Origin of the sequence: Salmonella sp. SAL03688, assembly GCF_046551895.1 — a bacterium.
GTDB classification, from domain to species: Bacteria; Pseudomonadota; Gammaproteobacteria; order Enterobacterales; family Enterobacteriaceae; genus Salmonella; species Salmonella enterica.
Map to the genome: position 1 here is coordinate 247,285 of NZ_JBGDVI010000001.1, position 16,163 is coordinate 263,447.

The 16,163-nt window shown below is 46.3% G+C and carries 14 protein-coding genes; 4 read left to right on the plus strand and 10 right to left on the minus strand.

The window, feature by feature from the left end:
• Positions 1–116: 116 nt before the first annotated feature.
• The 4 genes from ACLJR2_RS01095 to ACLJR2_RS01110 form a co-directional block, all read right to left on the minus strand.
• Entirely contained in the window at positions 117–1,832 is a 1,716-nt protein-coding gene (locus ACLJR2_RS01095) for an aryl-sulfate sulfotransferase (RefSeq protein WP_001094797.1), read from the minus strand.
• A 126-nt stretch (positions 1,833–1,958) separates the two neighbouring features.
• On the minus strand, positions 1,959–3,212 hold the full coding sequence (locus ACLJR2_RS01100) for a hypothetical protein (protein WP_001055834.1): 1,254 nt from the start codon (positions 3,210–3,212) through the stop codon (positions 1,959–1,961).
• 18 nt (positions 3,213–3,230) lie between these two features.
• Positions 3,231–4,421 (minus strand): anaerobic sulfatase maturase, encoded by a 1,191-nt coding sequence (locus ACLJR2_RS01105; RefSeq protein ID WP_000971150.1) that lies wholly within the window; start codon positions 4,419–4,421, stop codon positions 3,231–3,233.
• Positions 4,422–4,519: 98 nt separating this feature from the next.
• On the minus strand, positions 4,520–6,013 hold the full coding sequence (locus ACLJR2_RS01110) for a sulfatase (RefSeq protein WP_000831886.1): 1,494 nt from the start codon (positions 6,011–6,013) through the stop codon (positions 4,520–4,522).
• A gap of 594 nt (positions 6,014–6,607) precedes the next feature.
• On the opposite strand from ACLJR2_RS01110, the gene ACLJR2_RS01115 reads away from it, so the two are divergent.
• Together ACLJR2_RS01115 and ACLJR2_RS01120 are read left to right on the plus strand one after the other, a co-directional pair.
• Positions 6,608–7,369 carry an outer membrane protein OmpK gene (locus ACLJR2_RS01115; protein ID WP_000791534.1) on the plus strand — a complete coding sequence of 254 codons (762 nt, stop codon included), beginning with the start codon at positions 6,608–6,610 and terminating at the stop codon, positions 7,367–7,369.
• A 98-nt stretch (positions 7,370–7,467) separates the two neighbouring features.
• Positions 7,468–9,039, plus strand: coding sequence for a bifunctional metallophosphatase/5'-nucleotidase (locus tag ACLJR2_RS01120; RefSeq protein WP_000262866.1), 1,572 nt, complete (start codon positions 7,468–7,470; stop codon positions 9,037–9,039).
• Positions 9,040–9,084: 45 nt separating this feature from the next.
• Here ACLJR2_RS01120 and ACLJR2_RS01125 read toward each other — a convergent pair whose 3' ends face one another.
• Positions 9,085–10,803 (minus strand): aryl-sulfate sulfotransferase, encoded by a 1,719-nt coding sequence (locus ACLJR2_RS01125; protein WP_001036509.1) that lies wholly within the window; start codon positions 10,801–10,803, stop codon positions 9,085–9,087.
• Positions 10,804–11,325: 522 nt separating this feature from the next.
• On the opposite strand from ACLJR2_RS01125, the gene ACLJR2_RS01130 reads away from it, so the two are divergent.
• The gene (locus tag ACLJR2_RS01130) at positions 11,326–11,766 is read left to right on the plus strand and encodes a transcriptional regulator (RefSeq protein ID WP_000158349.1); all 441 of its coding nucleotides are present in this window, start codon (positions 11,326–11,328) and stop codon (positions 11,764–11,766) included.
• A gap of 7 nt (positions 11,767–11,773) precedes the next feature.
• On the opposite strand, the gene ACLJR2_RS01135 is transcribed toward ACLJR2_RS01130, so the two are convergent.
• Positions 11,774–12,778, minus strand: coding sequence for a LysR family transcriptional regulator (locus ACLJR2_RS01135; RefSeq protein ID WP_001247388.1), 1,005 nt, complete (start codon positions 12,776–12,778; stop codon positions 11,774–11,776).
• Positions 12,779–13,147: 369 nt separating this feature from the next.
• Here ACLJR2_RS01135 and ACLJR2_RS01140 point away from each other — a divergent pair, with 369 nt between their 5' ends.
• Positions 13,148–13,597, plus strand: a complete 450-nt coding sequence (locus ACLJR2_RS01140) for a transcriptional regulator (RefSeq protein WP_001250361.1) — start codon at positions 13,148–13,150, stop codon at positions 13,595–13,597.
• Positions 13,598–13,696: 99 nt separating this feature from the next.
• On the opposite strand, the gene ACLJR2_RS01145 is transcribed toward ACLJR2_RS01140, so the two are convergent.
• The 4 genes from ACLJR2_RS01145 to ACLJR2_RS01160 all read right to left on the minus strand — a co-directional run bounded on the left by ACLJR2_RS01145 (position 13,697) and on the right by ACLJR2_RS01160 (position 16,148).
• The gene (locus tag ACLJR2_RS01145) at positions 13,697–13,984 is read right to left on the minus strand and encodes a hypothetical protein (protein ID WP_000839831.1); all 288 of its coding nucleotides are present in this window, start codon (positions 13,982–13,984) and stop codon (positions 13,697–13,699) included.
• A 38-nt stretch (positions 13,985–14,022) separates the two neighbouring features.
• On the minus strand, positions 14,023–14,868 hold the full coding sequence (locus ACLJR2_RS01150) for a DsbA family protein (RefSeq protein WP_000291393.1): 846 nt from the start codon (positions 14,866–14,868) through the stop codon (positions 14,023–14,025).
• A gap of 64 nt (positions 14,869–14,932) precedes the next feature.
• Positions 14,933–15,664 (minus strand): fimbrial chaperone BcfG, encoded by a 732-nt coding sequence (gene bcfG / locus ACLJR2_RS01155; protein ID WP_001135035.1) that lies wholly within the window; start codon positions 15,662–15,664, stop codon positions 14,933–14,935.
• Positions 15,630–16,148 (minus strand): fimbrial protein BcfF, encoded by a 519-nt coding sequence (locus ACLJR2_RS01160; protein WP_001243233.1) that lies wholly within the window; start codon positions 16,146–16,148, stop codon positions 15,630–15,632. The genes bcfG and ACLJR2_RS01160 overlap by 35 nt, the downstream gene beginning before the upstream one ends.
• Positions 16,149–16,163 lie beyond the last annotated feature (15 nt).

Below are 16,163 nucleotides of genomic sequence, written 5' to 3' on the forward strand. Positions count from 1 at the left end.
CTCGCCTGACTCATCGTTAAAATTAGATTATATATGATGAATAGCTCGTTTTTTACGAAATGAAGTCCGACTTACGCCGGACTTTTTTAGTGCAGTCAGTCATTGATGATAGACCGCTACGCGTACAGATCCATTTTATACACCCGGAAACTGGTAATATCGTAGCGATAGCCTTCCCCGTTCGTTTCCGCGTTTTTGTAGTAACCTGACGTCATGGTCGCTTCAAAAAGCACAGTTTTCTCCGTAGGCGCAATCTCCTGTAAAATTAGCAGCCCCATCGCCTCGCTGCCCGCCTGCGGATCGATAATATCGCTCTCGCCAGGCTGGCAAGAGATGGCGCGGCCATTTTCATCAAACGTGCAGTCGGCAAAATGCACCACAATATTGCCATTCTGCTGGATCGCTTTCGCGCTAACGCAGCTACTGTAGCCACGCGCGCCCAGCTCCTTGCCGTATTCAAATGGCCGCATAACGGTCATCTCATTCATATTCACCACGAAATGGACAATGCGGCTGTAGTTATCCGGCGGTAACAGACTTTTGCTGTCATCACGCGAACGGTAGTTACCGTTATCAAATACCATAAACTCCACTATACCCGGCGTATTATTGGCGATTTCAACGACGTTATGCTGGCCCCACGTCCAAAAGTCACGGTCGGCCGCGTCGATATCCTCCTGTTTGCTAAAGTCGTAAAGCGCCACACCGTCACTGTCGACCGGGGTTAAAAGATAAGGCTGATAAGCGTCGTCCCAGTCTTCATGCGTTGACAAAATAAAGCGTAACGCTTGCGTTTGCAGATCGACGCCAAACACCGCGCTCTGATGACGCCCGGACGCAATTAACAACTGATTCGTCTCATTCACGTAGCTCTGGTTTATGTGCAGCCAGTCTTTAACCGTCGGGTCTTCTCCCGGCGCCGTACCTGAAGGACGGGAAACCCGCGTCGTATCCAACACTTTCGCCATATCGTAGTAAGCGGTCTCCAGCCCGGTAGTCAGATCGACAACCGATACGCCGTCTTCATTGGTTTTCAAATCGTCGGGCCGACCCGAGGTATATTCAGAGGGCGCAACAATGGTATTGCTATCCCACGGCCAGATAGAATGGTGAAATTGATTATCGAGATTATAGAATGTGTGAAGACGCCCCATCATGTCGAACTCATACATATCCAGATAGGTATTTTTCGCTTCTGAAGTGGTGAGGAAATGGCCATTATCAATTCGAACAAAATTATAAGACGGATAATCCTGAGTAACGTACCAGCGCACCAGACCATTCTGATCTAATGCGTAATTATAGCGATCGAAATGCGTAATAAAATAAAACCCTGGCGCCATCTTGTCCGCATCGGTAGCAGGTTGCGTCACGTTGATAATCGGAAAACCTAATACGACTTCCGCGGAATCTACCGGCGGTAATGGCTGTGTGATGAGCGTATAGACGGCAAGCGGCGTATCTGCCTGAGAAAAGACAATACGGTTTTCAGTATCCGCTACCAGCCCCAGAACCGGCAACAGATTTGCGCCTGGCGTAAGGGTGTAAAGATGTTCTACCGGCATCGCCGTTTTTGCCGCATCCTGGACCGTGACTATGATCTCAGCCGGTTCCAGACTCCAGACGCCAGCATAAGCGCTTAAAGGCGCCGTGCCGTAAGGGTCTAACAACATCAGCGCATTTTCTACCGTATTCTCTTGCGTGACCTGCGCAAGGCAATTTTCATAAATAGCAGTATGGTTAAGCACCATTTCATTATTGATATCGATACCCTGATTAATCGCCGGACGCGGCGCAGGAAGGACAACAGACGTTGCAGTTAACGTATTCATGATAAATCTCCAGTGTATTAATCTCATCGCCCCTCATGGGGACCACGAAAATTAATACTCTGGATTTTTAAGCCGTCCGAATAAAATACCGCAACAACACCTCATCACACTTTTTATTTTAGCAATTCAGTTACGTGAAGCGTTATATTCAAATTTTAGGTAATCCAGTACGGCAACAACATTGCCAGGAGACATCCGGTTAAGATGCGGCAGGAAGGGATGGTTGTGAACATAGCGAATAAACGCCGTCGCGCTATTTAACGTCGCATGGCGTAACAAACTCACCTTTTTATTTCCTGTGAGATTGCATACTGCCATCGCATAATCCCGTGTGGAAAATGTACGCCAGACGTTGTTGCGAATTCCGCCGCTCAAAAACAACCGCGGAGGGAGATCGCGTTTGGGCGGCGTAACGCCTCTTTCACGCACAAACGAAATATGGCAGCGACCCTGACGAAGATAGCTAAAATTCGCCATCATACAGCCGCCCAGAATGAAGCATTCGTGATCGAGATAATGCTGGACATTCAGGGAGCGCTCATCCGTCAACGCCTGAACCAACTCAAAATGTCGATAAGCAGGTAATACGGGTTTTACTAACATCCCCGGATCGTTTTTATATAAAATGGCGGGGCCGTAATCCACATCAAATAATACATTACGGCGCATGGTCATCGCCTCTTTTCGCTGCACCAGATGCGCCAGCGTGCCGGACGGGAGTCGTTCTTCGTAATCAGAATGATATTGATAATCCGCTTCCACCGGTTGGGCGGAGTAATTCGTTGAGATCGCGACGACCTTACCGCTCTCTTCTTCCGCCGTCACCAACACGTATAAGCTGCTGTCGCCGCCGTTAAATTTCACACGAAACGCCCGCGTGCTCATAGCGATGTCAAACGCGGGAAACACAAAATCGCGTTCCGCTTGATTAGCGCGACGGGACAGTTTTTGTAATTCGCGGCTAAAACCCGTGCTGTCTATCGCCAGCGCCGCGCGTATTTCAACTAGCGACGCTCCTTCGCCAATCAACGTGGCAAGGTTCTCTTGTCTGGCGTCGCTTCTGATAGCGGTATAGGAGATGAACGTTTTATTACACTGGCGGCAATACATACGCCGTTCACCTTTAGTGGAAAATCCATATTTTTTCAGCGACGTCCCGCCACAATGCGGACAGGACTTCACCAGACCTTTCCAGGGTTGATTCGCCGCCTGGCGAAAAAGATTAAGCGATCTGGCTGAGATAATGGGGAACAAAAAACCGCACGCTCGACAGAGAACATTTTTCCCTTGCGGTAGATAGTCTGGACTCCCCAGAATCCCCAGATTTTTGCAGCCTGGCGTCTTGCAAGCATCGACATTAATGTGAGAAAACATATTCACTCCCTGCGAATACTACCTTCAAACAAATATTGACTTTATTTCTGCAGGTGAGATGCCTTTTTCATACAGGGTTCGCATGGCACTCATCGCCGTCGCGGTATGCGAGAAAAAAGCCTGATAACCTGCACACAGATAGTTATGATTGGTTGCGCCTGACGCGGAGGGTAAAAAACGATGTTTCGGACAGCCGCCATAGCAGGCGAACTTCCATTGACAGCGATGGCACTCCTGCGCCATTGAATGCTGTTTATCGCTGCCGAACTGGCGATTTTGTTCGCCCTGATTCATTTGACGCAGCGTCTTCTGGTGGATATTGCCCAGTTTAAATTGCGGATATACGAAGTGATCGCAGTTATAAACATCGCCGTTCATTTCCATCGCAAACGCGCTGCCGCAGGTGGGAGCAAAAACGCAAACCTGCGGCGGCAGGCCGCACCAGGCCGCCAGCGTCTGTTCAAATAGCTGGATGCCGATATCGCCGATATCCTCACGGATCCAGACATCAAATACCGCATTCAGAAACTGACCAAATTGCAGGCTATCGACCGACCACGGCGTCATCGCGATATGTTTATCCTGCGGCTGCGCCAGCCCATTTTCCCCGCATCGTTCAACTAAAGGGATAAATTGCATATAGCGGCTACCAATGCTTTTCAGGTAGCGATAGACCTGAACAGGATGGTGCATATTGGTACGGTTAACCACCGTGAGGGTATTAAATTCCACGTCGTGCTGCGCCAGACAACGCACCGCATTTTCTACTTTTTCATGCGTCGGCTTTCCGGAGCGCGTCACTCGCCATTCATCGTGTAACGCGGCATCGCCATCAATAGAGACGCCAACCAGAAAATCATGCTCCCGGAAGAAGGTCGCCCAGTCGTCGTTGATCAGGATGCCGTTAGTCTGGAAGGTATTGACGATGGTTTTGCCGCCACAATAGCGCTGCTGAAATTCAACGGCTTTACGATAAAACGGGATGCCCATTAATGTGGGTTCCCCACCCTGCCACGCAAAAATGACCTCATCAATATCCTGTGCGGCAATCTGCTGCCTGATGAAGAGTTCGAGGGTCTCTTCCGACATTTTGTAATGGTTTTTTCGATCCGGATAGAGCTTTTCTTTCTCCAGATAAAAACAGTACTTACAGTCAAGGTTACACACCGATCCGGTTGGTTTAACCATGACCTGACAACTTTTCCCAAACATCATTACCTTCCCTGAAATAAAAGAACCTGATCCGGCACAGAGTGACCGGATCAGGTGGGCATCGCCCTAAGTGGCATACTTAATTTTTTATAATTATTCCATTAGCCCCAGGTGACAGGCGTCGGCTTATCGCCACGGGCTTTCATCAGCGAATCGTTATCAATATCCTTTTTATACTTCAGGAACTTACCGTAAAGCTGTTTCTCAATCTGCGGCTGTTTACCAATTTGATTGAGCGTCTCGAAACGATCGGTTTTCAGGTTATAGAGATATTTAGGTTTATTCTGGCGATCGATGATCATCTTCCAGTCGCCGTCGCGGATCGCCCACTCATCCGTCGGATCATCCTGGAACGGCATATCGATACCGAAGATCAGCGGTTTCTGGCGTTTTAAAGTCTTGTCCTTCAGGAGCGGAACTAAAGACTGACCGTCGTAGGTACGATCTGTCGGAAGTTTAAAGTCCATCATGTTGGCCAGCGTCGGCAACCAGTCAAGACCATATACCGGCGTGTCCGTTACCATCCCCTGTGGAATGTGCTTGCCGTATTTGATGATTGCCGGTACGCGAATGCCGCCTTCCCACAGGTTGTCTTTACGCCCGCGCAGACCGTCGGTTTCCCCGGCCAGGTTCAGCTCGTATACCTTACGCGCTTCACGCGTGACAGGGCCGTTGTCGCTGGTAAAGATGACGATGGTGTTATCTTCCTCGCCCATCGCCTTAATTTTATCCAGCACTTTACCGACCTGCTCATCCATGTAGCTGATATTGGCGTAATATTCGCCGGTGCCGCGCCACGGTTTGTCTGCCCAGTCGCCGTAGAACAGATCCGGATGCTGCTTCTGGTAGTCGGTCATGTACTGCGAATACATATCAAGGTATTTTTTCGGCGACGCCAGCGGGCTATGGACTTCGGTAAAGGCGACATATAAGAAGAACGGATTATCGTCTTTTTTATTATCCAGCCAGTTCACCACTTCAGAGCTCACAAACTCGCCGCTCATCTTATCTGCGCGGCCAATATGTTGGCCATTACGAATCCACCCCGTAGGATGCACCACGCCATAGCGCGGGCGCTCCTTGGCGTTGTCCAGCGTAGCATCGGTGACAAATCCCGCCGGATTAACCAACGTATAGTCAAAGCCCATGTCTTTCGCCTGCGGCTGATCGGTGCGATCGCCGCCCGCATTCAGGTGTAATTTCCCCATCATCGCCGTATCGTAGCCCTGCTGTTTTAGCAGATTGGCGATAGTCAGTTCATTACGCCCCAGCGCAACATCTTTGCCTTCCGGTATCCAGGAACGGATTCCGGTACGGAACGGCATACGACCGGTTAACAGGCCCGCGCGGGAAGGAGAACACAGAGGCGCTGGCGCATAATAGTCGGTAAACTTCACCCCCTCCTGCGCCAGTTTGTCTATGTTAGGTGTTTTAACGATGCGGTGCCCGTAGGTGGCGAGATCGCCATACCCTAAATCATCCGCCAGAATAATGACTAAGTTAGGGCGCTTTGCGGTTGCCGCTTGCGCGGTTGATAATACGCTTCCAGCGCATAGCGCCAACCCTATCATACTGGCAACGACTGTTCTTTTCATTTCAACTCCTTTGAGTTATCGCACGGTCTGATTACGATATATTTGCCGATAGACCCGGCTGCGGAATACAGCCTGAATTAATTGCACTATATATATTCGATTTGTCTTATATTTCTTCCATTAACATCGTTTTATCGTAGAAAATTATTCACACTCATTATAATATTAATACCATAAATATATTTCGTGCTAAAGAAAACACGCCTGAAGCAGTCTATAAAAAAAGAAATCGAGAACGAGTGATGCAGATCTCAAATATGGCCCATATGCCAGAACCGCTATTGTGATGTCAATATATGTTGCTGTTTCAACGGTAACACCCTCATTTACTGGCAGTAAGTTGTCTTTGCGAGAGATTATTCCCATTCGAAGTTTCATTAATTTCATGCTATCCGGTGTGACTTTTACAACAGAGACATAAACTATAAATCAAATAGTTATTGCGTAATAAACAACATTATCTGACACGAATATTTGACGATTATATGTCGCTGATATTTTTGAGACATCTATCACCTACGTATAAAAATACACTCCTTAGAATTCGCTTCTTTACACAACATTTCACTGTGTTTTTACCTCATGGAGTTGAGCATGAAAAATAAGAAATATATTAATAGTCTACTCGCCGCATGTGTTCTTTTCTCTTGCTTTAATGGCCAGGCAGCGGAGTTGAAACGCGTATACGGTAAACTTAGCTTCGGATATGGCGACTGGAATAAAGGCTTTGTCAATGTCGATCGCGGCGAAGTGTGGAAAGCGGTAGCCGATTTCGGCGCCGTGTTTGACAGGGGCGAATTTGCATCATTTTATGAAATGAACGTGCTCAACCATCCGGTAGAAGGCCGTAACCATGTTACCCAATTTCTGGGACATTATAGGGTGGTAGAAGGCTCTAACTTTACCGCAATGATGAAACTCTATATGTCGATGGAGAATAAATTCGGTGATGAATTAAACATGATGTACGGGGTAGGTTATCTGGGTTTAACCAGCCCATCAGGCTTTATTAAGCCCTATTTCGCTGTTCATAACTTATCGAACGATTATACCTCTAAAAAGTATGGACAGGCGACAGGCTTTAACGGTTATGTTCTCGGTTGGGTCGCGGCTTATAACTTCGATATGTTTAATGAAAAGTTCGTCATTTCAAACTGGAACGAAGTTGAAATGGATCGTAATGATGCCTACGCCGAACAACAGGGTGGGACGACCGGCCTGAACGGCGCGGTGACGTTTACATGGAAATTTATGCCGCGATGGACCGCCTCCGTCTCTTACCGTTACTTCAATAATAAATTGGGGTATGACGGCTACGGCGACCGTATGAATTACCTGATCGGCTTCGAGTTTTAATAATTAATAAACTTGATGAATATTACTTAATTTCCCCGGTTTGTAGTCGTGAATGACACGACTACAGACATTGTTTTTCTTTAATGTAGCGTAAATGGATGGTTTATATGAACAAAAAGTTTTCGATATCCCTACTGTCGCTGTGCATTGGTTTGTCTTCAGCCATTTCCTTTTCAGCCGATGCGCGTGACATCACAATTTATTATACAAACGATTTACATGCCCATGTGACCCCAGAAATTATCCCCTATGTATCCAAGACACGTCCGGTAGGGGGCTTTGCGCCCATCTCGAAAATTGTCAAAGATGCAAAAGCGAAAGAGAAAGATGTCTTTTTCTTTGATGCTGGCGACTATTTCACCGGACCTTTTATCAGTACGCTGACCAAAGGCGAGGCTATTATTGATATTTTAAATACCATGCCTTACGACGCCGTCTCTGTCGGTAACCATGAATTTGACCATGGCCATGAGAATCTGGTTAAACAGCTCAGCAAATTGCAATTCCCGGTATTGTTGGATAATGTTTTTTACAGCGGCACAGATACGCCATTAATTAAAGAACCGTATACCATCGTGGAAAAAGATGGATTCAAGATCGGCGTCATCGGTATGCACGGCGTTTCCGCATTCTATGAAGCGATTGCCGCAGGCGTGCGTGAAGGCGTTGACTGCCGCGATCCGATTCCTTATGTGAAAAAACAGCTGGAAGAGTTAAAAGGGAAAGTTGACCTGACCGTGCTGCTCGCCCACGAAGGCGTGCCGGGTATGCAGTCCAGCGCGGGCGAGGCTGATGTCGCACGCGCACTGAAAACCGACGTTGATATGGCGAAATCGCTGGAAGGCTATGGACTTAACGTCCTGATTACCGGCCATGCGCATAAAGGTACGCCAGAACCGATTAAAGTGGGCGATACTCTTGTCGTTTCCACGGATGCGTACACCATCGAATTAGGTAAACTGGTGCTTGACTGGAACCCGGAAACCAAAAAAGTGGACAGCTACAATGGTAAGTTGATCACCATGTATGCGGATACTTATAAGCCAGATCCGGTCACGCAGGCCAAAATTGACGAATGGGATAACAAGGTTAAGAAAATTACCGATGAGGTGGTCGCGCACTCTCCGGAAGTGCTGACCCGTTCTTACGGTGAATCCGCGCCAACCGGCAACTTAATCACCGATGCCCTGATGGCTACCGTTCCTGGCGCCGACGCATCCTTCTATAATGCTGGCGGCATCCGTACCGAATTGCCTAAAGGTAATATCACCTATGGTGATGTGCTGAGTATGTATCCGTTCACCAACGATGTCATGAGCATGGAAATCAGCGGTAAGGACCTGAAATCCATCATGTCACACGCTGCCGATCTGAAAAACGGTATGCTGCACGTATCGAAAACCGTCCAGTTTAAATATGACAGCACCAAACCGCTGGGCCAGCGTATTGTTGAATTTGATATCAAAGGCAAACCGGTAGAAGACAATAAACTCTATACCGTCGCGCTGGATTCCTTTATCGGTAAAGGTGGTGGCGGATTTACCTTCACTAAAGGTAAAAATATCAAATATATAGGGATACAAACCGCACCAGCGTTGGTTAACTATATGAAGCAGGTTAACAATATTCAACCTGACCACACCATGCGCGTGGATGATATTAGCAAATAAGCCATAATGTTATGCGGTCGATAACCGGCCGCATAACATACTTAGTTATGCAAACAGCGGCATTTTGTATACCCGAAATGCAGAAATATCATAACGATAATTCGTGCCATTCGTCTCTTCGTTCTTGAAATAGCCCGACGTCACCATCGCTTCGAATAAAACCTCTTTCGTCTCTTTATTGATTTCTTGTAATACCAGTCGGCCTAACGCCTGTTGCCCTTCATCCGGATCGACAAGATCGCTGGAACCTGGTTGCGCGGTAATGGTATGTTCAAACTCATCAACCGTCGTCGCGCCGAAGTGAATAACCAGGTGACCATTAGTCAATAAATGCTTAGCGCTCACAAAACTGCTATAGCCCCGGTTCCCGACTTCCGTTTTACCATATTCATACGGACGCGTTACGGTCATCGTGTTTAGGTTTATTTTAAACTGCACCACCCGGCTGAAGTTATCGAGCGGCAACAGACTTTTCGCATCTTCGCGTGAACGATAGTTACCATTATCAAAGACCATAAACTCCAGGATACCAGGCTCATCGTTTGGAATTTCAACAATGTTATGCTGCCCCCAGGTCCAGAAATTCTTATCTGCCGCATCAATCCCTCCCGGCGAGGTAAGATCGTACAGCGGGACACCATCATCATCGACAGGGGTTAATAAGTATTGCCTGAATTCGTCAGACCAATCCTCATGGTTCGCCATAATAAAGCGCAGTTCGCCGGAATCCACATTTACGCCAAAAATCGCGCTCTGATGTCGACCGGAACAGATCAGCAAATTGTTGGGTTCATTAATATAGCTTTGGTTGATATGCAGCCAGTCATCCATTGATACATCCTGACCTGGCGCGCTTCCGGAAGGACGCGGCGATCTGGAATAATCCATCACATACAGCATATCGTAATAGGCGACTTCAAGTCCGGTAGATAAGTTAATAATAGAAACGCCATCTTTCCCGGTTGAGTAACCATCTGGCCGTCCATTGCTATATTCTGAAGGCGCAATCGCCAGATTGTTCTCAATGGGAAGAATGGAGTGATGGAACTCATTGTCGAGAAGATAAACCGTATAAACCCGTCCCATAATGTCAAATTCATACATATTCAGACAATGGTTTATTCCCTGTGACGTAGCCAGGAAATGGCCGTTATCCATTCTGACAAAATTATAAGAAGGGATTTCCTGACTTACATACCACCGGACAATCCCGTTATGATCAAAAGCCAGATTATACCGATCAAAATAAGTGGAGAAATAAAGCCCTTCCTCCATCAGCGAGGCCTGCTGCGCAGGACAGGAGACGCTAATAATAGGGAAACCGAGGCTCACGTTAGCCGAATCCGTGGGCGGTAATGCGTCTGTCATTACTGTATATTGCCCGACAATTTGCGAGGCAAGGCGTAGGGTAATCTGATTATTCACCGCGGATACCATCCCACACACAGGAATAAGGTTAGCGCCCGGATGTACATCATATTGATAACGCACTGCCTCTGTCGTCGCTTCGCTATCAACAACATTGATCTCAAGCGCGGCAGCTTCATCGATCCAAACCCCCAGATAGAGACTCAACGGGGCGGTCCCGTAGGGATTTACGGTGACAATGGCCTTGTCACAGGTATTAGATTGCGTGATCTCCGCTAATCGTTGTTCATATATGGCGTTATGATTTAACACCAATGCGTTATTGGTATCGATTTTCTGGTTAATCGGCTCACGCGGTGCGGGCATGTTAACCATTGACGAACTTTTCTTATTCATACGTTTCTCCTTATTAATTCAGATATAGACAACGAGCGGCCGCAACAAGCCAGCCCGTTGCTTAGCAAATAACCCTACGTCAACAAGAGAAATCGGTTTAATAATTTAAAATAAAACATCCATAAAATAACGCCCAGACTAAAACTATTCTTTATCATCCGAAGATTTTATTTCCCTGGCGCTAATATAAAAGCATAACAATTATGTAGCATTAATGCATTGTGACTAATAGCCTATACCTTTTTTATGGTTGGCATAGGCCTTGCGCCATAATTCAAATTATTTTATATCAACAATAAATCAATCAAAGCATATCAATCTACTGATAAAAATTAACACTACTATCATTTTATTTTTAGAGCGACTAAAAATAAAATTTTAGTTTTTCTAAAAAACCATCATTTTTGTGACACGATACGATTTTCTCTGGAAAAAAGACGCTATTACAATCACGCCAGTTGATCCATAAATTTAATATGCATATTATTATCGCCACCCCAATTAAACCCATTAAATAACATCATGACTATTTATTTAATTAACAGCACGCACACTTACAATGATAAGACCAATGAGCTAAAAAACATAAAAACGGGAAAGATGATAAAAATTGCCGCAATGCGCATAAAGTGTCTGGAATATATGCTGAATCATGCACAACAAGAGAGCATTTATAAAAAACAACTCACTAATGAACTTTGGGGGGAAAGAAGTCAATTTATCAGCGACGCCAACCTGACCCAGATTTTATATCTACTGCGGCGCGATCTTAAAGGCTTTGGCCTGAGCCAGTTTTTTTCCACGGTGCCTCGAACTGGTATTAAAGTAGATGCTAACATTATTATCAGCAATGAAAACAAAAGCTGCCTCCCCTCTTCTTTAAAAAAAGAAGAGTATAAATATATAGCATTATTTTTTGCTTTACTGACCATGGTCATAACGGTTATTTATTTAATACAATAATTTGATATTAAACCGACAAATCGCATAAGGATGTGCTTCCTTCAACCAAAGCGTCAGGCTGCTTTTCCTGGCTAAAAAGAAAGGTCGACTGAAATGTTGATATCAGTTTTTTGGCATTTTTATAATGGGTGCTGTTTGTAGCCAGATAAGCATAAACGGGTAATGTACGAAAAATTATTTCATCAGGCATACGTAGTATTTTTATATTATAACGCCGCACATCTCTAAAATAAGTAGCAATCTTTCCTGGCAAAATCGCAACCATATCGCTTTTTTCAACAACACCGATAACTCCAAATAGTGAATCACTATAATAACCTATTTCCCTGCGCCCCGCATAAGGCGTACTGCTCTTGAATAAATCAATGCTATCAGTGGTGAAGGAAGAGAACATATCTGAATGATAAACAGCATGTCTGGCAGCATAAAAATTATATAAAGACATTTTTTCAAGCCCAACCAATGGACTTTTTTCACCACAAACACAAACAAAATCAGATAAATTATCAATAAGATAACTTTCGATCATCTCATTCTTAATTTCCAGAATTCCCATGATGACATCCGCATAGCCATGCGTCAGCATGGAGGCTGGCGAGTATTCCCCTGTTTTTTTAATCGCATAGTGTTTAATAATATATCGATTCATCAACACAGTATCCAGCAATGCCGGAAAATAGTAATTTTCAGTGATATCACTTCCCAGAACAATGAGTTCATTACTCTCCTGAGCATCTGTTTTATCGCACAGTGTGCTTTCTATAGATTCAATTGCCTGGCGAAATACCTGGTGGAGCGATTTACCTTTGCTGGACGGGACTAATCCTTTGCGGGTTCTGATGAATAAGTCTTCGCCATAAAGATTTTGTAAACGAAGAAGAGCCTGAGAGATCGCCGCAGGCGTGACATCCAGTTTCCTCGCCGCCCTGGTTGCATTTCCTTCAGTAATAACCGTATCGAACACTTTGATCAGATTGTAGTCAATTTTTTTTGCATTTTTTATTGGCCGCATATAGGTTATCCTGGCTGGTATAATCTGGCACCATCATTTAAGGCGCAGATTAACCTTGCACCACACTTATTTCAATAAGTAAATCATTCCCTCTACCTATTTGTTATTAAATTATAATTTTATTGATATCATTTCAGCCTGTGTGAAATAAAAACACATGATGCTATTTTATAAAAAACATCAAAAACATCTGGCACACTTTATAAAAAAGTAAAAAAGCATAATATTATCCTGTTTAATCACAAATGATTCTCTTATTTCTTTGCGGTTCTCTACGCTTATCCGTACTGATGTAAGGAGTACTTTACCGCCAGTGAACACACTGACAGTGTGAAACTTACCTTATGAATATCAAAACGGAGTGAATTCATGAGACAATATACTATTAATAACGAATTTATTTATAATGAGTCGTTAAGAGAAATAATATCATTACATGATAAAAAAGTGCTAAAGGTGACGCTAATGCGTGCGCGTTGTTTAAGCTATCTTTTTGAAAATGCCTACAAGAAACTGATTACGCGGGAGATGATTTCACACGCAGTTTGGGGAGAGCGAAGTCAATTTGTTAGCGATGCTAATTTGACGCAACTTCTTTATCTGCTGAGACGAGATTTACAACAAATCGGGCTTTTCGAACTGTTTGTTACGCTCCCCAGGCAGGGGATAAAAATCGATGAAAGATTTATCATTGACGCTGCTGACATACCGCCACAAGCTATTCAACATCATACTCACCGATGTAATAAAATTATATCCATTGGTATTCCCACTCTTTTTTTATTGATCGTGCTTTTCTTTTTAGCACCGTTTATCTGAAGATAAAGTCTGTAGACCGTGTCCCGGGAAGGTGAGAACATTTTTCATAATATCCTCACACGACACTGACGGGACACCATCTGCGGTCTGCTACGCGGTTCAGTCATAGACAATGCGTAGCACTGTTAATTGCTTATCTTCATCCAAATAATCTCGTTTTACCGTTGCATGAGGAGACGATATCGGCGTGATAATATTCTCGACAATAATATAACGTTCAATTCCCTCTTTATTATGGCATTGAATTTCTAAGGTTCCCACGTCATTCCAGCAGCCTGCCTCAACAACCGATCCCATAAAATGAATCTGAGCGGTCGGTTTCGCTGTCCCTTCATGAACGATAAAGGAAAGTAAAATCACCGGTATGACGCAACGCATAGACTTCATTTTACTTTCACTCCTGTGCGTTCTCCTCTGAGCGAATATCACCCCTTCGCTTTCTGAATCGCCATTTGCAACATATCCTGAGTCGTGCTTCCCGGGATCACGGTCACCCGTTTTACATCACCGTTTTGCGTCTGAGGCATGACGACAAAAGCAGGCGTGCCGCTAAAGTCCATATGCTGCGCCAGTGCCTGGTTAGTGAGGAGCGCATCATGTACTGCACCGCTGCTTTGCGCTTCTTTTACGGCGGCCAACTGCGTCGGCGTTAGATAATGTTGCGCCAGGGTGTAGACATCGTGTTCCGTTAACGCGCCTTCCACCTTCCCTGTGGCATAAAGCGCATTATGCCAGTCGAGATATTTCGCCCCGCCCTGGGTAAGCCATACCTGTTCGCCGACTCTGGCCGCCAGTCCGGATACTGGCCAGCGGGAGGAAAAAATAGGAAACTCTTTGAAAATAAACCGGGTATCCGGGTTCGCCTTAATCAGGTTTTCGACCACAGGCGCCATTTTGCTGCACCACGAGCACTGGTAATCAAAGAACATCACCACCGCCGCTTTTGCCTCGTTGGGCCCAACGGAAGGACTGCTGCTACTGAGCAACTCAGCACGATACTGTAATGCCAGTTGAACATACGCCTGTTGTTGCGCAATCTGCTGACGCTGATGCAACGTCTCGCTGGCGGCGACCAAAAATTCCGGATGTTCGGCCAAATACGTTGCCACCACCTCTCCCACTTTATCCGGATGACTGACGATGTAGGCTTCCGCCGTCGGGCCAATTTGCGACGTCGGGGCAGAATCGGCGGCGATTGCCGAGGCGGATACGGCAACGCCTGCCAACGTCAACATCGCCAGTCGGGAAAGTTTTAACGCGTGATAATACATAATAAAAGTCTCGTTCGATAAGATCGGAAAGCCTCCCGCTATCGGGAGACGCCTGAAAAAAAGGTTAATGAATACGCGTCAGATCCACGGTTTGCGCTGTCATTACCCGCCCATAGTCATTAATACTTTGCCAGCGCACAGTGCAGCGAACCGTGTGCCGGCACCAGTCCGTTTGACGCGTTGCAAAGGGAGCCACAACCCCGGCGTTGTCCTGGGCGCGCTCATTAGCGCGTAATAAAAAGAGCGTAACGTAATAGGGTGTCGGATTGCGTACCGTCGCGCCATCGGGGGTAAGCGACCAGATCAGATGCCGGTAGGCCTGCTGCGGATTGCCGGCGAGTCCCTCAGGGCGATAGAGCAATTTTAAAGCCGAACGAAACGCCATTTGTACACGGTTCGCTTCCGGTTTACCGGAGGGAATAGCGGCGATACTCAAGGTAAACAGACTTTCCCTGTCGGCGGGTAGCGGTCCGCCGGTATAAACCACCCGCATTGAGTTTTCCTGGCGCGCTGAAAGCATAAATAATGGCGGCGTGACTACGAAGGGCGTGATATTCCCTTCGTTTTTGGTTCCAGGCCAGCGGCCACCAGGTAAAATATGCGTATCAATTAACCAGGACGCTTCTGAATGGTTACTTACCGGTACGCTTAATGCCGGGGCGCCCGCATGATAGATAAAGCGAGTACCGCCAATTACCACGCCAGCCTGCGCCCATGATATGGGAAGCAAGCACCAATATATCGCGCAGCGTAAAAAGAACTTATTCATAGGCAAGAATGAAGGTTGCGGAGGCATTGGCGTCCCCGGGCGTTATCTTGCCGCCATCGGCAAGATAACGCGCGTAAAATTGCAGATGCGCCGACGCCTGGCCCGGACTGAGCGTCACCACATCACTCTCCTGCCCCAGTGGGATTAAGGTTTTATTTTGATCATAAAGCGCAATCCCAATGCCTGAAGCGTCGCTTTCCCCTGCGGTAAGCGCCAATAAATCCGTATTACGACTGTCCGCCGCACCGCTAAAACTGACCGTTACGCCGCTGGCAGTGCTGCCGCAGTTCTGTAAATCGATAGCAAAAGGTTGCCATGCGGAACCGTCGCCTGCGCGATAAAACTGCCGTTGAGAAACCGCGCCCATCGCCACGTTAATATTTTCCGAGCCTGGAGAGAGCGAACACGTATTGTCCGTGATGGTTCCGGAAACATAGACCCGGCCATCGTGCGCCTGGACGCCGGATGCCGCCAGCAGCATCCCGATGCCGTACAGGATATCGTTACGCATAATTACGATGGCTCC

Coding starts and splice junctions, on each gene's coding strand:
- ACLJR2_RS01095 (WP_001094797.1), bottom strand. CDS start 1,832: ATGAATACGTTAACTGCAACGTCTGTTGTCCTTCCTGCGCCGCGTCCG.
- ACLJR2_RS01150 (WP_000291393.1), bottom strand. CDS start 14,868: ATGTATTATCACGCGTTAAAACTTTCCCGACTGGCGATGTTGACGTTG.
- ACLJR2_RS01130 (WP_000158349.1), top strand. CDS start 11,326: ATGACTATTTATTTAATTAACAGCACGCACACTTACAATGATAAGACC.
- ACLJR2_RS01105 (WP_000971150.1), bottom strand. CDS start 4,421: ATGATGTTTGGGAAAAGTTGTCAGGTCATGGTTAAACCAACCGGATCG.
- ACLJR2_RS01135 (WP_001247388.1), bottom strand. CDS start 12,778: ATGCGGCCAATAAAAAATGCAAAAAAAATTGACTACAATCTGATCAAA.
- ACLJR2_RS01115 (WP_000791534.1), top strand. CDS start 6,608: ATGAAAAATAAGAAATATATTAATAGTCTACTCGCCGCATGTGTTCTT.
- ACLJR2_RS01125 (WP_001036509.1), bottom strand. CDS start 10,803: ATGAATAAGAAAAGTTCGTCAATGGTTAACATGCCCGCACCGCGTGAG.
- bcfG (WP_001135035.1), bottom strand. CDS start 15,664: ATGCCTCCGCAACCTTCATTCTTGCCTATGAATAAGTTCTTTTTACGC.
- ACLJR2_RS01110 (WP_000831886.1), bottom strand. CDS start 6,013: ATGAAAAGAACAGTCGTTGCCAGTATGATAGGGTTGGCGCTATGCGCT.
- ACLJR2_RS01140 (WP_001250361.1), top strand. CDS start 13,148: ATGAGACAATATACTATTAATAACGAATTTATTTATAATGAGTCGTTA.
- ACLJR2_RS01120 (WP_000262866.1), top strand. CDS start 7,468: ATGGTTTATATGAACAAAAAGTTTTCGATATCCCTACTGTCGCTGTGC.
- ACLJR2_RS01145 (WP_000839831.1), bottom strand. CDS start 13,984: ATGAAGTCTATGCGTTGCGTCATACCGGTGATTTTACTTTCCTTTATC.
- ACLJR2_RS01160 (WP_001243233.1), bottom strand. CDS start 16,148: ATGCGTAACGATATCCTGTACGGCATCGGGATGCTGCTGGCGGCATCC.